Source organism: Cohnella sp. SGD-V74, assembly GCF_003001675.1.
Taxonomy (GTDB): domain Bacteria; phylum Bacillota; class Bacilli; order Paenibacillales; family Paenibacillaceae; genus Cohnella.
Window position 1 is genome coordinate 170,240 of record NZ_PVYW01000008.1, and the last position, 16,530, is coordinate 186,769.

Below are 16,530 nucleotides of genomic sequence, written 5' to 3' on the forward strand. Positions count from 1 at the left end.
AATCCACGCTCCCGTACAAGGAGCGACGGGTTTTGATGATATGGAGTTTTGGTGTTAGCAGTTTCAATCCACGCTCCCGTACAAGGAGCGACAGCGGCCCATTTGAACCCTTACGTGGCAAGGGATTTGGGGCTCAAAAGTGCGAATCGTCATTTTTGGGGCGAGGAATGAGGCTTAAAAACATTCTCAAAACCCCGGAGCCCTTGTGCGGCAAGAGGTGCGAATCTCCCAGGAAAATCATGTGAGCTTGGGGTTCGCACCAGAATAACTTTATTATAAGCTCTTACTGGGAGGTTGTGGAAGTCATTATGATAGATTATAGGTTGCTTTACGTCGTGCTTGATACAACGCACTCCTACCTCCAGCGATCTTGAACAATTAATCCCATTATTGGTTTGCGATATGGCTTGGGTTATACTAATCATAATGAAGAAAAGGGGCGGTGTGCAGAGTGAAGCGGATGCCAATCGGAGTGGATGACTTTAAGGCCGTTCATGAGCGGAATTTGTATTATATAGATAAATCCATGCTTATCAAGGATATTCTCGATGATGGAGCTGAAGTTAACCTCATCGCACGCCCTCGGAGGTTCGGAAAGACGCTCAACTTATCGATGCTTCGCTACTTTTTCGAGAAAACGGAAGAGAATCATCGCGAACTTTTTCAAAGCCTGGAGATCTGGAAGCAAGGAGAGCGGTACAGGCGAGAGCAAGGCAAATACCCGGTAATCGCTTTGACAATGAAAAGTTTGAAAATGACGACCTGGCCAAATAATTATTCCAGGCTGTGTACACTGTTGGCTACGGAGATAGAACGACATGCCTATTTGTACGAAAACAATAATCTATCCACTAACGACAAGTATGTCATCAATAGAATTCTCGACAGGACGGCAGATGAATCGGAGTACGGAGGAAGTCTGGAGCTGCTGTCGCGTCTGCTTCATGCTTACCATGGGGAAAAAGTCATTATTTTGGTGGACGAATATGACACGCTACTGAATGAGGCTTACATCCATGGCTTCTACGATGAGGCGGTTACGTTTCTGCGTTTGCTGTTGGGTGAGGCTTTTAAGAATAACATTCATCTGCGCAAGGGCGTTATGACGGGAATTTTCCGCGTTGCAAAAGAGAGCGTCTTTAGCGGATTGAACAATCTGAAAGTTAGTACGATTATTCAAGATGATTATAGTGAGTTTTTCGGATTTACGGAGCGTGAGGTTCAGAAGGTTCTGGAAGACTTTTCTTTGATCAGTCAGATGGCCGAAGTGACAAGCTGGTATAACGGCTATCGCTTCGGAAGCAAACATCCGGTTACGATTTATAACCCGTGGTCCATTGCGCAGTATGTCGAACAGGGGGATCTGATTTCCTATTGGGTAAATACGAGTGACAATCAAATTGTGCGGCAATTGGTGACAGAGGGAAGCGGCGAAGTTCAGCGTCTGGTGGCCGAGTTGTTGGAGCAGCGACCGATCGGACCTATTCGGCTTGACGATACGATCGTGTACCGGGAAATCGAAAGATCCTCCGAGGCTGTCTGGTCTTTCTTGCTGTTGGGAGGATACTTGAAGCCATTGCAAGTAGAACGCAGAGATGACGGCGAGCTGTACGGCCTACTGGATGTACCGAATAAGGAGTTGTATTATTTCTATCGTAAAATGCTCCGCACGTGGTTATCGGACACGACGGAAGGGCAAGAACAACAACTGCTTGAGGCATTGACTAGCGGAGATATTTCTGCTTTTCAGGCAAGATTTAGGGATATCGTCATGAAAACATTCAGTTATTATGACGTGGGGGAAGACAAGTCCGAGTCGTTTTATCATGCGTTTGTGTTGGGGATGATGGTACATTTGGGAGAATCGTACGAAGTACGGTCTAACCGTGAGAGCGGTTATGGCAGATACGATGTCATGATCATTCCCCGAGATTCATCCAGAGGACAAAAAGGGATTATCATCGAGTTCAAGAAAGCTGATCGCTTCGAAGAAGAGTCGCTGGATGAAGCTGCTGTCTCTGCTCTTCGGCAGATTGAAACCAAGCAATATGAAGCTGAGTTGCGTGCGCTAGGTATTAAGGACATTGTCAAGCTGGGGATTGCTTTCAAGGGAAAGCAAGTTAAGGTTCAGAGTGGTTAATAAGGGAATTAATTAATTTGGTGGAGTTATAAAGAGCGACCCTGGGGCGAGATGCTCCTAAGGGTCGCTCTTTGCATTGAGTAGTGCTTGAGTAGTAGGGGCGATTTCGCTCCCATGCGATGTTCCGCTCAGATCGGCAGCATATGTCTTGTTTGTTTCAATCCACGCCCCAGGGCGACGAGGCTGCAATCTCGGCGGGATCTGCGCACAAGCGTTTCAATCCACGTCCCCGTACAGGGAGCGACTCGGAGCTTTATTGAAAAACACCGCACCGGATCCGTTTCAATCCACGCTCCCGTACAGGGAGCGACCGCCAGTTCCGCGTAAACTCTCGTCCATGGAAAGGTTTCAATCCACGCTCCCGTACAGGGAGCGACGTGCTAGGGACGGCTAAGCAGCGGATCAAGGCACTGTTTCAATCCACGCTCCCGTACAGGGAGCGACTGCCGTCCATATACCGTGCGCATTGCAGGTACAGGTTTCAATCCACGCTCCCGTACAGGGAGCGACTATGATCGTCGCCGGATTCATGCACGACGGTCAGGTTTCAATCCACGCTCCCGTACAGGGAGCGACTCCCGATCACGGCGGGCGAAATCATCCGCCTGGGCGTTTCAATCCACGCTCCCGTACAGGGAGCGACAGCGGGCCTTGTGAACCCTTGCTGAGCAAGGGATTTAAGGCGTAAAAGTGCGAATCGACATTTTTGAGGCGGAAAAAGCAGGCTCAAAATGTCATAAAAACCCGAGAGCCCTTGTGCAGCAAAAGGTGCGAACCTCCCAGGAAAATCATGTGAGCTTGGGGTTCGCACTAATTACAGCAAGTTCAGATACCAGTCGAAGGTTCGATCGACAATGGGGGTTACGAAATTTATGAACGTCGAAAAATCTCCAGTCATGTGCGTTTCATCCAAGGCTGTATAGTAGGCAAGACGCTGTTCTTTTTCGATGACAATAGGAGGATACCCGTTTTTCATGAGCTCGAAGTTAAGCAGAAGTCGGGCAGTTCGTCCGTTACCATCGACAAAAGGGTGAATTTTTACGAATTCGCTATGAATTACTGCTGCTCTGGCAACTGGGTGTAAATTAGTTCCTTCCTCTTCAAGCCATTGCGTAAAATTCGCTATTAATTCAGGGACCTGACTATAGTCAGGGGGAACGTGTTTTGCACCGCTGATTAGCACATTTTGCGTACGGTAAACTCCAGCCTGATCGTCGAGAATTCCTTTCAGGATCAGACTATGAATGCTTTTGATCTGCCACTCGGTCAAAGTGTGGTTTTGCTTCACAATCTCTTCAACATATATAATAGCTTCCCTATGATTGAGTGCTTCAAGGTGTTCGGAAATCGTCTTGCCACCGATAGTAATGCCTTCTAGAACAACTTTAGTTTCGGATAGTGTCAGCGTGTTGCCTTCAATGGCATTAGAATTGTAGGTCCAGTTAACGATCAAGTGCTCTCGGATCGTTTTTAATGTGTGGGTAGGGAAAGGTCTTTTGGCATCAAGCAGTTGCTTTTTCCGGTCGATTGTATCAAACATACCGTTTCACCTCACAATTTGTTAGAATCCACGCGTCCCTAAAGGAGATGAACTATTCGCCTAGACGCGGCGCCGGCGATCTTTAGGCTCAATCCACTCTCCCTGGAAGGGGGTGACAGCTGACCTTGCGAATCCTTGTTGGGCAAGGGATTTAAGGCGTAAAAGTACGAATCGTCATTTTTGGGGCGAGGAATGAGGCTAAAAACATTCTCAAACCCCCGGAGCCCTTGTGCGGCAAGAGGTGCGAATCTCCCAGGGAAATCATGTGAGCCTGGGGTTCGCACCACTAATAGATTAGCTGTTATTCAAGTTCGATTAGCCGAACGCCATCAGGCGTGTTGTCTTTATCAACTTCAAAAGAGTAATCTTCAAAAGAACGAACAGGCCCTTCAACTGTTTTCCGAACCTTCACCAAGTCAAACAGGCGATGAGCGGGGGCGTTACCTAGTTTGGATGAATGCTCGAAAACAACAAGCTTGCGTACAGCCATTTGTCCGCGTGCGGCGGAACGGTCATGCTCGAATAGATTCCTAAGAGCTTCTAATAGAATCTCTAGATCACCATCTGTGAATCCTGTTTTTTCAGCTAAGTAAGCAGAAATATATCCGTCCATGCGATATAGAGCGTAAGGAATGACATGTTTACGGCCCATTTCCCGATCTTTATCGACGCCTTCCTGGGTCACTGCCTGTCTAGTAATCGTAACCTCTTGGGCAAAAATCGGATCTATACTCCGGGCAAATGTAAATTGGACAGGGCCACGAACCTGCCCGGTATTTACTTTAGTTGTCATGACTGCCCCGAAAGTACGAATGTCAAAAAAGTTGTTACACATCCATTCAGTCAAAAGTGCGGCTTCTTCGGCATCTTTCGGTTTTAACTCTTTGCTATCTGCATTATGAGGTCGAACAGCACGATAAGCACGGCGGTGCTGTTCATTTAATACGCCGCCTTCCGTCACGTAGATATTAAAGCCTTCTTCTCCTGCGCGGGTTAACTCAATAAAGTTCCGAACCTTACGTTTGAGGCAGACATCTGTTACGATGCCGTACCCTGTTTCGGGGTCGATTCTAGGCATATTGCCTGCATCAGGATCACCGTTGGGATTACCATTGCGCACTTCAAAGAATAATGAAAATTCCACTTTTTTAGACAAGGCTGGCTGCTTGCTTGTTGTAACGATTTCCTCTTGAATATTTGCACTCATTGTTCATCTCGCCTTTCTTCATGAATTTGTGGTTGCAATTCTGAATTACAAAATTAACCTTCTTCGGTCGCGGCTGAGGCTATTTCCTGTTTGGCTTCTGTAGCTGCTTTTATTTGTGTGTAGTAATTGTGCTTCTGATGGTAGTATCCTAAAATAAATATACCTTGCTGATGAAGATCCAAGCTTACAGGAAAGTCCCGTATCTCCTGCATAATATCCTGCATTTCCCGATCTCGAAAATCTCCAAATTTTGATTTACTCAGATGATGCTGAGATAATTTGAGTAGTACAGGGAATACGGCAGCGGGGTTAGAAGAAGCAGTGCTAAAATATCTGTCCTTAATGGTTGCATTCAATTTTCCGGCTCCCCCGGCTGCTTCCTGCTGCGCTCTCTCCAAGACAGCAAACAATCTTCCTAGCCGGTAAGCAGGTTCTTTCGCTTGCAAGTTGAGACTCACAGTCAATTCCTCCTTTAATCGATCCCGTCTTTGAATACGGTTGTAACGAAGAAGATAAGCTTTAATGATAGAAGCTCGAAGCGTATTGATGATCCCGTCTGCACGAATTCTATTTACGATAAGGGTTAGTAAGGAATATGGATAAGCCATTCCTTCAATTACTGCTCTAAATAGCTCGCCACCTAGTTGAGACGGAGGCGCTTCCCCGACCTTGCTACCGTCGCCTCCAACCCTCATAGTTTCCTGCAAAATCCGATGGGTAGTAGGTGTTTCCTCATCTCTAGATTTATAGCCGTCAAGTGCAAAATCACTAGCATGCTGTCCGAGCTTAACAACTAAATCACCAAAGTTTCCTTGCCAATAAAATCTTACGGAAGTTCGGGCATTGTTCGGAGACAATCCCAGCACATGAAAGGGCGTATCGGAATGCGGCAACATAGCAGTATCCACATGTTTGCCTTTTCGAGCTCTTTGCAGGATGCCATTAATCTGTTCAGTCAAATTCAGATCTTCGGATGGTTCTGAAGTAGAAGAGAAAAATGACGCAAGAATCGGTTCAACTTCGTTGGCGACAGCGGGTTTTCCTGACCAAAAGACAACTGTCATATCCCCAATCAATGTTCGGTTTCGTGAGGAAGCAAGCAGATGATTCAAAGCAGTTGTATACCCGAACATTGCAGTTTTGCTAACAGGGGAGTTATAGCTTTGCATGCTGTCTTTGCCGTAAGACTCTGCAGAACGGAAGTTGAAGGAAATCAGAGAGGCTCCTGCAGATTGTGCACCGCGAATGCCTTTAATTTTGTCATGCGTTCGTGCAATTGGTACATCAGTATCTCCGGTTAATAAGCACTGACCCAGAAATGTATCTGAAGTATCTTCCTGTTCACGGAATCTAATCCAAGCATCTTTAATGGCAGGGGAGTCGTGCGCATAAGTTTCTTGTGTCACAACATGGAAAACCATATTGGTATCTATTCCTTTGTCCAACTCACTCTGAAAGGAAACCAGAAGCGGATGTTCTCGAGCATGCTCCGGCTGCCACTTGTCATAGAATCCTAGAATAGCTTTGGCGGAAATATCGTTTAATCCATGAAGCAACTTACAAGCAAGTGCTTTCGATGCTTCATGCTTTCGACGTGCATCCGAGGCTTTTTTTTGTGTTTCTGTTTCCTGAGGCATCAAAGGATAGTAACCCAGGATGTACTCTGCTTTATCAGACAAGAAGTAAGGAGCAATTCCACTTGAACGGCTGGTTTGTTCAGGAAGATTCATCGTTTCCGGCCGTTTCTTCTTACCTGACGTATCTCGAATATCTACCACTTCGACAAGCGTGCCGTCTTCGTCAATTTCCAATACATAAGAAACTTTTCCAGAACTGAAGTAGAGGGGGCTGATTTCTGATTTCGAGTCGTTGGCTAGATCGAGATAACGCTGATGAAGTGCCTGAATAATCAACGGATGATCACTTCCTTTCAGTCAAATCAGGAACGTCAATATAACCATCTCGCATTGTTGCACGGAAAAAATGGGGTGTCATTCCGTTAGAGAAATCGATGTCATGGAGAATCCACCCTAAATCACGTTCGCCGGAACCAGAGTAATACGATGGGGACTGATCCCCAGATTCAAGAAGAGAGAACTGAGCGGCGAACTCTCTGCATCCGAGATATGGACGGTGAAAGCATTGTCCTTGCCGTGCTCGCCGAAGGAAGATGTTATAGTGTTTTTCTGGCGTATCTTCCGGTCCAGCCGATCCTGTGATGTTGAAATGAGCATGGATGACGTAAGCAGGTTTTTTAAGCATCATAGTTGCCCGTTGTTGCCGTTCCTCTGTCACGACCTGTTCGAGAACAGCATTTTTTCCGTTCATAGTGTTCTTAATCGCAGATATGGGAATTTTGTTCTCAATCTCATTTCGGCGAATGTTCTCAAACCGAATCTCATTAAGCACTTGAATTTGGTCTACAACCCAACGAATTGCAGGCTTCCAGTGGATGGCTTCTAAAATCCCTCGTGCCGCAGAAGGAGTCATCACATCATAGCTAACTCGTTCTACTTTCATTTCCGGTCGTGTAAAGCATGCGTAATCTCCCCAGACGTGAAGTTTGATTCCGTAACCCACTCTTTGCGCCTCCTCTCAAAATGGAATCTCTTATCGTTATTTAGCTAGTCTAGTTGATGTGATATAATCAAACATAAGCAGCCTTAAGATTCGAAGAGAAGTGTTGGCGCACTTCTCCTCGACGAGAATCTTTGGGATGTTCCGAGTGTTTGCAGTTCCCCTTGCTAAAGTTTAGAAGGGGAACTATTTGCGTCTAACCGTCATCAATGAAACAACTAAGGAACCAAATAAGAGCATCAAGGATATTGCCTCATAAATTGTCATCAATAAAATCACCCCTCCCAAAAATATCCACCCCAAATTAAGGACATTCTATCATTTTCCCTTGATCTATGCAATAAGAGAATATAAAAGAACACTGAACTAAGTATTGTGTATAGTACATTGAAAATGAAAAAGACACCACCTATAAGGTAAGTGTCATTTTCATAAGAAGAGTGTACAGCACACTGTTTCAATCCACGCCCCAAACATACGAGACGACTCACTTCATTTTATTCGTGAATCCCTTCTCTGGCAACTCCCAAGTGTTTCTAGGCACTCAATCATCTTGACCAGCATAATCTTCCGAGAAAGGTTTTATCCCAATATTATCGTCATACCAAAGACTGGGGTTCTCTAAAACAAAAACGTTATCACGAATCTCAGTAATCTCTTTCGCACCTCGGAAGGCGTCAAACTCCTGTGAATACAGTTGCACGACGTAGGGCTGGAGCTTACGCAAAATATCATGAGTATGCTCTGCATTCTTCAAGGCTTCTAAGTATGAACTAGATATTTTATCAAAATTAACAATAACCGCACTAGTGTCAGATTGAATCAACTTAAATTGTTGGGATACGGTTTCAAAAGGAAAGGCCAGTTCCACTGCTCGTTCTCCCAATTGATCTAGGATGTGATATCTATCGGTTTTATCTGATTGAGCACCTCCACCGGTTTGATAGAAATACAGTTCTCTGAAATAGTCGTTGATAGCTTCATCGGAAAGTGAATTGTCTCTGTACCTCTGTAATATCTTTCGTGCTGCCGCTGCGGTCATGGCGAACCAGCCGCTTCGCCAAGTATCTTGAAATTCGAATACAAACGTGGTGCTTGTGTCTTCTGTTCCCTCGCGATTACATCTTCCCGCTGCTTGAACGATCGAATCTAAACCGGCCAATTCGCGATATACGACAGGAAAGTCCACATCGACTCCACACTCTACCAATTGTGTGCTGATGAGAATACAGGGCTTTTTCTGTTCCAGTAATTTGCGTATAAATTCAAGCTTGCCTGTTCGGTGGGCAGGACACATCCTGGCACTCAGATGAAATACGGAATCTTTGCCAAGTATATCGGATACTTTTTTATACATTTTCCTTGCGGCTTTTCGTGTATTAACGATACAGAGTGCTTGTTGATGCTTAAGCAGGCGCTCAGTTAGACTGTTGAAATTCACGATGCCCAACTGTTCAATTCGTACACGTTGAAATTGAGGGAATCGCTGTTTGACATCTCTCGAAATTTTCTTTAGTTCAATAGACTGAGGAAAGAGTTTGTCTACAAGGGGCTGGGTGGCTGTGCTGAATACAATGGTTGCTCCGTAATTACGAGCGAGTTCCTCTGCTGTATACAGCGAAGGTTTATAAAATTCTCCGTTCATCATTTGGGCCTCATCAAGCACAATTACGCTCTTTGCAAGGTTATGAAGCTTTCGACATTGCGAGCGTTTGTTTGAAAAAAGGGATTCGAAGAATTGTACATTTGTTGTCACGATGACTGGAAAATCCCAATTTTCAGTGGCTAGTGATAGTTTTTTTTGTAGTTTGAGAGATTCATCTGTATATTCTATATCTTCGTCAGCATTCAACTGAACGTTGGAATGATGTTCTAATACATTTTCGGATCCGATTGCTTCCCGAAAAACGTTAGCATTTTGTTCGATAATACTGGTATAAGGGATAACAAAAATAATTCTTCTTAACCCATGTCGTATCGCATGTCTTAGCGCGAAGCCAAGAGAAATAAGGGTTTTTCCGCTGCCTGTAGGCAAGTTAAGCGAATAGAGTCCTTGTTCTCCTAGTGCAGCATGAAGGCTTTCAGCTAATAATTCAGCTCGCGCAAGTTCGACTTCTGTTGTTACAGTGTGGAATTTCTTTCGCATGTGGCGATTATAACGGTCCCATAGAACTTCCATCGGTTGATGGTTGCCGCGAAGGTCTGCCTGGGCGCGTTTTGCATAAAATTCTGTATCCAAAGAATCTGCATCTATCAGGCACGAAAATAGCATGCGGATAAACAAGGATAATTGCAGGCCTGAATGAAAACCAGGTTTAATTGGAAAAGTTGGCATTGCTTTCGCTGCATCTGGGATATGGGTCTGCAACGCCTCTTTATACGATTTAACTTCCTTGACTAATCTTCTGGCTAATGCGCGATCTTCGGCAGAAGAAATGGAACCGAAGTCAGCCAATCCAGAATGATGTCCTGCTATCACATAAGCGAGAATGCGAGAAAGCCTCGTCTTATCGCCCCATACCTCAGTAATATATCTGGCTCCAGCAGTGGAATGATCTACTTCATTTTTTGCACCGGCTAAGCGGCGCTGAAACTCTTCAGAAAATTTTCCGGCATCATGAAGAATTCCAGCGATTTCAGCCCATGGGCCAGCACCGAAATAATCGGCAAACTTGGCAGCAAGGCAAGCTACAGCCTTCAGATGGTCTGATAGTAAGTGCCATTGACTTTTATCGGATGAGGAAGTTCTGTGGGCATAGTACAACGGGCGTTCCTTCTTTCATAAGATTTAAAACATACGATGTGTTACACAGCCTCCATATTAATACCTGCTAACAGTAAGAACTGGTAAGTGGATTTGGTTACTAATTCGTCAAAATACTTTGTTCATCCTTCATGATTCTGGAAAATGCGCACAATAATTCGCCAAATATAATGGGTCGTTTAGACGATTATGAATTAGCTATGATGGAAGAACGCTACGAGGTGAAAGCGGATAATTGCGAGAAGGAGGAAAAGGCATTGGAGTGGCCATCATGGTTCCAAAGCGCGATTCAGGAGAGGCTCAACGATGTAAGTGCCCGAATCCAGTTCGATCCGAGCATAAGCCCCTATCGTGCCGAAGAAAAGAGAGCTTTCGAGGCAATGTTCGCGAGTGCAGTTGCAGCGAATATCCTGGAGTTTGCAGAGTGGGAGGATAAGCATCATTATCGGCAGGGATTGGAAAATGAACGCTTATATTTGCAGGGGATGCGAGATGGAGCGAGGCTGGTTATGGCGTTGCTGTCCGACAGTCGCAGCCCAACACCGGAACGCTGAACCTTCCCTTCCCCCCAAAAAAAGCTCATGAATCGGATTTCCCGAATCCGCGCATGAGCTTATTTTCTTCTATAAACTTCAAATTTCAAAAATACTAAATCAAACAGCAATATGAAATATATATTTGAAGGTAAATCGATTGTTTTACAGCGATATTCAAGTAAAAACCGGGTTATTATCTTTGTTTCTTCGTGGACGGTTGCGAAGCAGCAATGCTAATCTTTGTATAGATTATTCCTATTATTTTCATGGGATAAGTTGTTTTATAATTACAAGCTAGAGAAACACTATGAAAATAAACAGAGGAGTTGTTCCCGATGTCTAAGAAAAAAGAAATCCGATTCGGCGCCATCATCCAAGGCGTTGGCGCTCATGTCGGCTTATGGAGGCACCCGGATTTACGAGTGGACGCCAGCGTCAGCTTGGCGTTCTACAAGAGTCAGGCTCAAGTCGCCGAAGCCGGGAAATTCGATCTGGTATTTATCGCCGACGGGCTGTATATTACCGACCAATCGATTCCGCACTTCTTGAACCGGTTCGAGCCGATCACCATTCTCTCCGCGCTCGCTGCTGTGACGAGTCGCATCGGAGTGGTCGGCACGCTGTCGACCACTTACAGCGAGCCATTCAATGTGGCCAGGCAGTTCGCTTCGCTGGATCATATCAGCGGGGGCAGAGCCGGTTGGAACGTCGTGACGTCCCCGTTGGAAGGCTCGGCTCGCAACTTCGGCAAACCTCATCCGAGCCATTCCGAGCGTTATCGCATGGCGGAGGAGTACGTCGAGGTCGTGAGGGGATTGTGGGATTCGTGGGAGGACGATGCGTTTGTCCGCGACAAGGAAACCGGCGTATTCATCGATAAATCGAAGCTGCATCTTCTCAATCACGAAGGAGAGTTTTTCTCCGTTCAGGGTCCGCTCAATATCGCCCGCTCGAGGCAGGGACATCCCGTCGTATTTCAAGCCGGTTCATCCGAGACGGGCAGAGATCTGGCCGCTAAGACGGCGGATGCTATCTTGACAGAGCATGAAAACATTGAGAAAGCGAAAGCCTTCTACAGCGATGTCAAGGCCCGTGCCAAGGCATATGGGCGCTCGGCGGACGAAATTAAGATTATGCATGGCATTGGCGTGATCGTAGGGCGTACTCAAGAGGAGGCGGAGCGCAAGCGCGAGGAGATCGCGAAGCTCGTTACGATTGAAGCGGCGCTCGACCATCTGGGCAGATTTTTTGAGCATCATGATTTCTCGCAATATCCGTTGGACGAACCGTTCCCCGATCTGGGCGACCTGGGAAGTAACAGCTTTAAAGGCACGACCGATCGAATCAAGCGCATTGCCGCGGAGCGGAAGCTGACGCTTCGACAGGTGGCTCATCATGCCGTGATGCCGCCCGGAGAGTTCGTCGGGACGCCGGAGTATATCGCGGATCTGATTCAGCGCTGGCACGAGGAAGGCGCAGCGGACGGATTCATGATTCAATCGGTGACGCCGACTTCATTGGAGGAATTCGTGGAATGGGTCGTACCGATTCTGCAGGAAAGAGGCATCTACAGGACCGAGTACGAGGCAGATACGCTGCGCGGCAACTTGGGGCTTCCGATTCCGGCCAACCGTTACACGATCCAGACGACAGGAGCTCGCTCATGAGTCTATCTCAGAGATTAAAATCGCATCTGGACCATTGGGAAAATGAAATGATCTCGGTGCGCCGCGAGCTGCATCGTAATCCGGAGTGTTTGTTCGAGGTGGCGCGCACCGCTTCGTTCGTCGCGCGGCAATTGGAGGATTGGGGGCTGGAGGTGCGACGCGGCGTCGGTAAGCGATTCAAAGCCGGGGTCGTCGGTGTCCTTCGGGGCGGCCAGACTGGCCGCACAATTATGCTGCGTGCGGATATGGATGCACTGCCGATCCAGGAACAGACGGAAGCGCCGTACCGCTCGTTGCGGGACGGCTTCATGCATGCTTGCGGACATGACGCGCATACCGCGATGCTGCTGGGAGCCGCTTATGCGCTTAGTCGGGAGCGCGACAGTCTAAGCGGGACAGTGTTGTTCGTGTTTCAGCCCGCCGAGGAGGGCGTTCTTCCTTGTCCAATAGACGGCAGTCTCGTCAGCGGAAGCAGAGATCTCATCGATGACGGCGTATTGGAAGACGTCGAGTTCGGCTTTGCCCTGCATGTGTGGCCGGATTTGCCTACGGGAACGATCGGTCTAAAGGAAGGCTATATGATGGCGGCCTCCTCGCATTTTACCTACGAATTCCGCGGCCTGTCGGGGCATCACGCCGCTCCGCATCTGGCCGCCGATGCGCTGATGATGACGGCCCAGTTCGTCATTGAAGCCAAGACGGCGGTTGCCTCGCAATGGAATCCTCTTGTTCCGGCGGTGCTCACCTTCGGCAAGATGCAGGCGGGAACGGTATTGAATGCGATCGCGGATCAAGGCACGGTGAGCGGCAGCTTCCGCACGTTCGGCAGCGATTCGGTTCAGCGGCTGAAAAGCCTGCTTGAGCAGCGCGCCGAGTTCGCAGCCAGATCGTTCGGCGGGACCTATACGTCCACATTCCGGATGGGGACGACGCTGGTGAACGACACGGAAACGGTGAGAATTGCGGCCAAGGCAGCGACAGATGGCGGGGCGGAGGTACAGTGGCTCGAAGCGCCAAGCCTTGCGGGCGAGGATTTCGCTCTCTATGCAGAGCGAATCCCGTGCGTCTTCGCCTTCCTGGGCATACGCAATGAGGGGCAAGGAATCGTGTATCCGCTGCACCATCCGCGCTTCGATGTGGATGAACAGGCGCTTAAGATTGGCGCGCAGTTTCATGTGTCTTTTGCGCTGGAGGCTCTCGGCCGCGAGAGTCGCCAGTCGTCTTAATTTCCGTGCAGCTGCGCTGCAAGGTTTCGATCCTCGAATGCCGTTGACAGAACGATTAAGACGGTTGAAAAGCCGAAGGCATTGCAGGAATCGAGGAAGGCGGCCAACGATTCCGGAGTTTCCGTAACTACTTTTAACAGAAAGTTATGCTCTCCGCTAATCCGGTACAGATCGACAACCTCTGCAGACGTTTCACAGAAGGCTGTGAAATCGGGGCAACGATTCGTTCGAAACAGCACAAAGGCGGTTGCGTACATACCCAGTTTAGAAGGGGACAGCTGTGCCTTATAGCCGGCGATGACGCCTTGATCCTCCAGCTTCCGGATTCTTTCCGTTACAGCCGGCTGCGACATTGCAATTTGTCTGCTCATCTCGGCAATCGGGATTCGGGCGTTCTCGTGCATTAAACCCAAAATTTTAATATCGATCTGATCCATGATTGCACCTTCCTAATTATTAAAGGTAATCGTCTTAAATCAATTAAATAATGAAGTTAGTCAGCTCTATTCTACTTAATAATAGGATGTAATTCGATCTTTATCCATAATAAAATGTCAATATTCACTTGGGAGGGGGTTATCGTATGACAATAAACTTGAATGATCCGATCGCCTTGGGCGGATTAAGAATCAAAAACAGGCTGATCATGGCGCCGTTGCAGCAGTACAAGGGGACGCCGGAAGCCTTTGCCGGTGACCATCATATTGAACATTACGGCCGAAGGGCGCGGCATGTTGGACTCGTCATTCTGGAATCTACCGCCGTATCTTCGGAGGGAAGATTGTGGCCCAATGACATCGGCATTTATTCGGAACGCCACGTGGACCCATTAAAGAAAATCACGGATGCCGTCCACAAGCACGATACTCCGGTTTTTATCCAATTGTCGCATGGAGGAAGAAAATCTTCGCCGGAAGTCACAAATGCATTAGTTGCTCCGAGCGCGATTGCGTTTGATGATCACTACGGCACGCCTGAAGCGTTGTCTGTGGAGGGGATTAAGAGAGTTGTAGAGGAATATCGTCTTGCCGCAAAACGGAGCATAGAAGCGGGCTTTGATGGCATCGAGCTTCATGCGGCGCACGGTTTCTTAATTCATCAGTTTGCTTCCCCGTTATCTAATGTGCGCTCGGATGCTTATGGCGGAACTTCCGAAAACAGAGCCAGGTTTTTGAAAGAGGTTCTTTTCGCGGTTCGAGGAGAGGTCGGCAGGGATTACCCGGTTATCGTACGGATTTCCGCTACTGACTATTGGACAGGGGGGCTAAACCCGGAAGAGTGGGCACGGATATTAAAGCCGATCGAGTCGCAACTGGACGGCATCCATGTTTCCAGCGGCGGACTTCTTCCCGTAAAGCCCAGCGATGTATATCCTGCCTATCAAGTGCCTCATGCAGCAGCAATCAAGCAGCACTTCAATATTCCGGTTATCGCCGTCGGGAAGATATACAACCGCGGTCTCGCAGATCGGATACTCGAGGATCGATTGGCCGATTGTATCGCTATCGGATCCCCTCTGTTGGAGGACCCGGATTATGGGGAACGGTTGTTGAAGGCTCGGGGAGATGCGAATTAATCTTTGACTTTTTCAAAGCCGTGCTCATGTGCGGGGAGCATGTTGCTGTAGGGCTTTGTGGTTCTACACATAGTAGATTCACTCTCCCGCACAAGAAGCGCCTCCTAATCAAGGGGCTGAAGCTGCCGCAGCAAAGGTTTCAATCCACGCTCCCGTACAGGGAGCGACCTCGATCAGTCTGCACCAGATCTATCCCAGCATGTTTCAATCCACGCTCCCGTACGGGGAGCGACAGCGCCAGATCACGACCGGAGATGACGAACGGGGAGTTTCAATCCACGCTCCCGTACGGGGAGCGACGCGTAAAAAACAAGCACGGAGTCCCGTCTGACGAGTTTCAATCCACGCTCCCGTACGGGGAGCGACATCGAAAGTATCTGCTCGGGGAATTTACAGCAGGTGTTTCAATCCACGCTCCCGTACGGGGAGCGACCGAAGCCCCTGCGAGTCTGCTGGGCAACCGGCTGTTTCAATCCACGCTCCCGTACGGGGAGCGACTGCGTGCCATTTAGTTCAGCTCCAATTCAGTCGAGTTTCAATCCACGCTCCCGTACGGGGAGCGACCCTCCGAAACGAGTTAGGCGACGCATACGGTTCGTCGTTTCAATCCACGCTCCCGTACGGGGAGCGACCAGTCTGCGAAGGCAAACAACGCTTATTTTTTGGTTTCAATCCACGCTCCCGTACGGGGAGCGACAGTCCGTCAGATCATACCGAAGGAGTGACACTATGTTTCAATCCACGCTCCCGTGCGGGGAGCGACACGACCGGGAGCCTCGCGTTCAACTATCTACGCGTTTCAATCCACGCTCCCGTGCGGGGAGCGACTTACAATTTCCTTAAACGCTTGTTCCACGGCGGCGTTTCAATCCACGCTCCCGCACGGGGAGCGACCTGCTCTTGCTCGTGACGCTTAGCCTGATCCGCGAGTTTCAATCCACGCTCCCGCACGGGGAGCGACCCGTCCCAGTTAACTCCCAGTACGTAAGGAAGCGGTTTCAATCCACGCTCCCGCACGGGGAGCGACCTTTCCGTCCCACGAATCGGCATATCGCTCACCGTTTCAATCCACGCTCCCGCACGGGGAGCGACGTGGCCGGAGCGGAACGACACCGGAACAAGGGAGTTTCAATCCACGCTCCCGCACGGGGAGCGACAGCTCTCCCATCGCAAGAAGCGCAGCCAGGCTAAGTTTCAATCCACGCTCCCGCACGGGGAGCGACGCGCGGCCTGACCGTTCAGGACGCCGGACATGAGTTTCAATCCACGCTCCCGCACGGGGAGCGACTGTCTAAGA

12 protein-coding genes and 3 CRISPR repeat arrays (2 of these 15 only partly in view) are annotated in these 16,530 nt (G+C 48.4%); of the genes, 5 read left to right on the top strand and 7 right to left on the bottom strand.

The genetic code is table 11. The features are described from left to right. Positions 1-92: a CRISPR direct-repeat array (repeat unit 32 nt; unit sequence GTTTCAATCCACGCTCCCGTACAAGGAGCGAC) (it extends 664 nt beyond the left edge of the window). Between the two features lie 368 nt (positions 93-460). Continuing rightward, complete coding sequence (locus B0G52_RS14230) at positions 461-2,140, top strand: AAA family ATPase (RefSeq protein WP_233162681.1); 1,680 nt, start codon at positions 461-463, stop codon at positions 2,138-2,140. Between the two features lie 213 nt (positions 2,141-2,353). Continuing rightward, positions 2,354-2,783: direct repeats of the CRISPR family, unit length 32 nt; unit sequence GTTTCAATCCACGCTCCCGTACAGGGAGCGAC. Between the two features lie 171 nt (positions 2,784-2,954). On the opposite strand, the gene B0G52_RS14235 is transcribed toward B0G52_RS14230, so the two are convergent. From B0G52_RS14235 to B0G52_RS14255, 6 genes are all read right to left on the bottom strand, one after another. Further along, positions 2,955-3,680 carry a Fic family protein gene (locus B0G52_RS14235; protein ID WP_094045364.1) on the bottom strand — a complete coding sequence of 242 codons (726 nt, stop codon included), beginning with the start codon at positions 3,678-3,680 and terminating at the stop codon, positions 2,955-2,957. A 301-nt stretch (positions 3,681-3,981) separates the two neighbouring features. Then, positions 3,982-4,887 carry a type I-C CRISPR-associated protein Cas7/Csd2 gene (gene cas7c, locus B0G52_RS14240; RefSeq protein WP_094045366.1) on the bottom strand — a complete coding sequence of 302 codons (906 nt, stop codon included), beginning with the start codon at positions 4,885-4,887 and terminating at the stop codon, positions 3,982-3,984. Between the two features lie 53 nt (positions 4,888-4,940). Then, positions 4,941-6,800, bottom strand: a complete 1,860-nt coding sequence (cas8c, locus tag B0G52_RS14245) for a type I-C CRISPR-associated protein Cas8c/Csd1 (RefSeq protein ID WP_158223711.1) — start codon at positions 6,798-6,800, stop codon at positions 4,941-4,943. Positions 6,801-6,807: 7 nt separating this feature from the next. Next, complete coding sequence (gene cas5c, locus B0G52_RS14250) at positions 6,808-7,467, bottom strand: type I-C CRISPR-associated protein Cas5c (protein ID WP_094045370.1); 660 nt, start codon at positions 7,465-7,467, stop codon at positions 6,808-6,810. Between the two features lie 183 nt (positions 7,468-7,650). Continuing rightward, positions 7,651-7,731, bottom strand: a complete 81-nt coding sequence (locus tag B0G52_RS36615; RefSeq protein ID WP_369827060.1) for a putative holin-like toxin — start codon at positions 7,729-7,731, stop codon at positions 7,651-7,653. 277 nt (positions 7,732-8,008) lie between these two features. Further along, the gene (locus B0G52_RS14255; RefSeq protein WP_094045372.1) at positions 8,009-10,228 is read right to left on the bottom strand and encodes a CRISPR-associated helicase/endonuclease Cas3; all 2,220 of its coding nucleotides are present in this window, start codon (positions 10,226-10,228) and stop codon (positions 8,009-8,011) included. Between the two features lie 131 nt (positions 10,229-10,359). Here B0G52_RS14255 and B0G52_RS14260 point away from each other — a divergent pair, with 131 nt between their 5' ends. From B0G52_RS14260 to B0G52_RS14270, 3 genes are all read left to right on the top strand, one after another. Continuing rightward, positions 10,360-10,782: a hypothetical protein gene (locus B0G52_RS14260; RefSeq protein WP_143762565.1), complete on the top strand. Its 423-nt coding sequence runs from the start codon at positions 10,360-10,362 to the stop codon at positions 10,780-10,782. A 317-nt stretch (positions 10,783-11,099) separates the two neighbouring features. Continuing rightward, on the top strand, positions 11,100-12,431 hold the full coding sequence (locus B0G52_RS14265; RefSeq protein WP_094045376.1) for an LLM class flavin-dependent oxidoreductase: 1,332 nt from the start codon (positions 11,100-11,102) through the stop codon (positions 12,429-12,431). Further along, entirely contained in the window at positions 12,428-13,657 is a 1,230-nt protein-coding gene (locus tag B0G52_RS14270; protein WP_094045378.1) for a M20 metallopeptidase family protein, read from the top strand. Before B0G52_RS14265 ends, B0G52_RS14270 begins: the two co-directional genes overlap by 4 nt. Here the strand turns inward: B0G52_RS14270 and B0G52_RS14275 are convergent. Further along, positions 13,654-14,094, bottom strand: coding sequence for an Lrp/AsnC family transcriptional regulator (locus tag B0G52_RS14275; RefSeq protein WP_094045380.1), 441 nt, complete (start codon positions 14,092-14,094; stop codon positions 13,654-13,656). The two genes, B0G52_RS14270 and B0G52_RS14275, sit on opposite strands and share 4 nt — an antisense overlap. Positions 14,095-14,240: 146 nt before the next feature. Here B0G52_RS14275 and B0G52_RS14280 point away from each other — a divergent pair, with 146 nt between their 5' ends. Continuing rightward, a complete protein-coding gene (locus tag B0G52_RS14280; RefSeq protein ID WP_094045382.1) occupies positions 14,241-15,233 on the top strand; it encodes an oxidoreductase in 993 nt (330 codons plus the stop codon). A 136-nt stretch (positions 15,234-15,369) separates the two neighbouring features. Next, positions 15,370-16,530: direct repeats of the CRISPR family, unit length 32 nt; unit sequence GTTTCAATCCACGCTCCCGCACGGGGAGCGAC (it continues 913 nt past the right edge of the window).

Bases quoted from the DNA above. Each gene is read 5' to 3' on its own strand.
- B0G52_RS14230 (WP_233162681.1), top strand. From the start codon at position 461: ATGCCAATCGGAGTGGATGACTTTAAGGCCGTTCATGAGCGGAATTTG.
- B0G52_RS14235 (WP_094045364.1), bottom strand. From the start codon at position 3,680: ATGTTTGATACAATCGACCGGAAAAAGCAACTGCTTGATGCCAAAAGA.
- cas7c (WP_094045366.1), bottom strand. From the start codon at position 4,887: ATGAGTGCAAATATTCAAGAGGAAATCGTTACAACAAGCAAGCAGCCA.
- B0G52_RS36615 (WP_369827060.1), bottom strand. From the start codon at position 7,731: ATGACAATTTATGAGGCAATATCCTTGATGCTCTTATTTGGTTCCTTA.
- B0G52_RS14260 (WP_143762565.1), top strand. From the start codon at position 10,360: ATGATTCTGGAAAATGCGCACAATAATTCGCCAAATATAATGGGTCGT.
- B0G52_RS14265 (WP_094045376.1), top strand. From the start codon at position 11,100: ATGTCTAAGAAAAAAGAAATCCGATTCGGCGCCATCATCCAAGGCGTT.
- B0G52_RS14270 (WP_094045378.1), top strand. From the start codon at position 12,428: ATGAGTCTATCTCAGAGATTAAAATCGCATCTGGACCATTGGGAAAAT.
- B0G52_RS14275 (WP_094045380.1), bottom strand. From the start codon at position 14,094: ATGGATCAGATCGATATTAAAATTTTGGGTTTAATGCACGAGAACGCC.
- B0G52_RS14280 (WP_094045382.1), top strand. From the start codon at position 14,241: ATGACAATAAACTTGAATGATCCGATCGCCTTGGGCGGATTAAGAATC.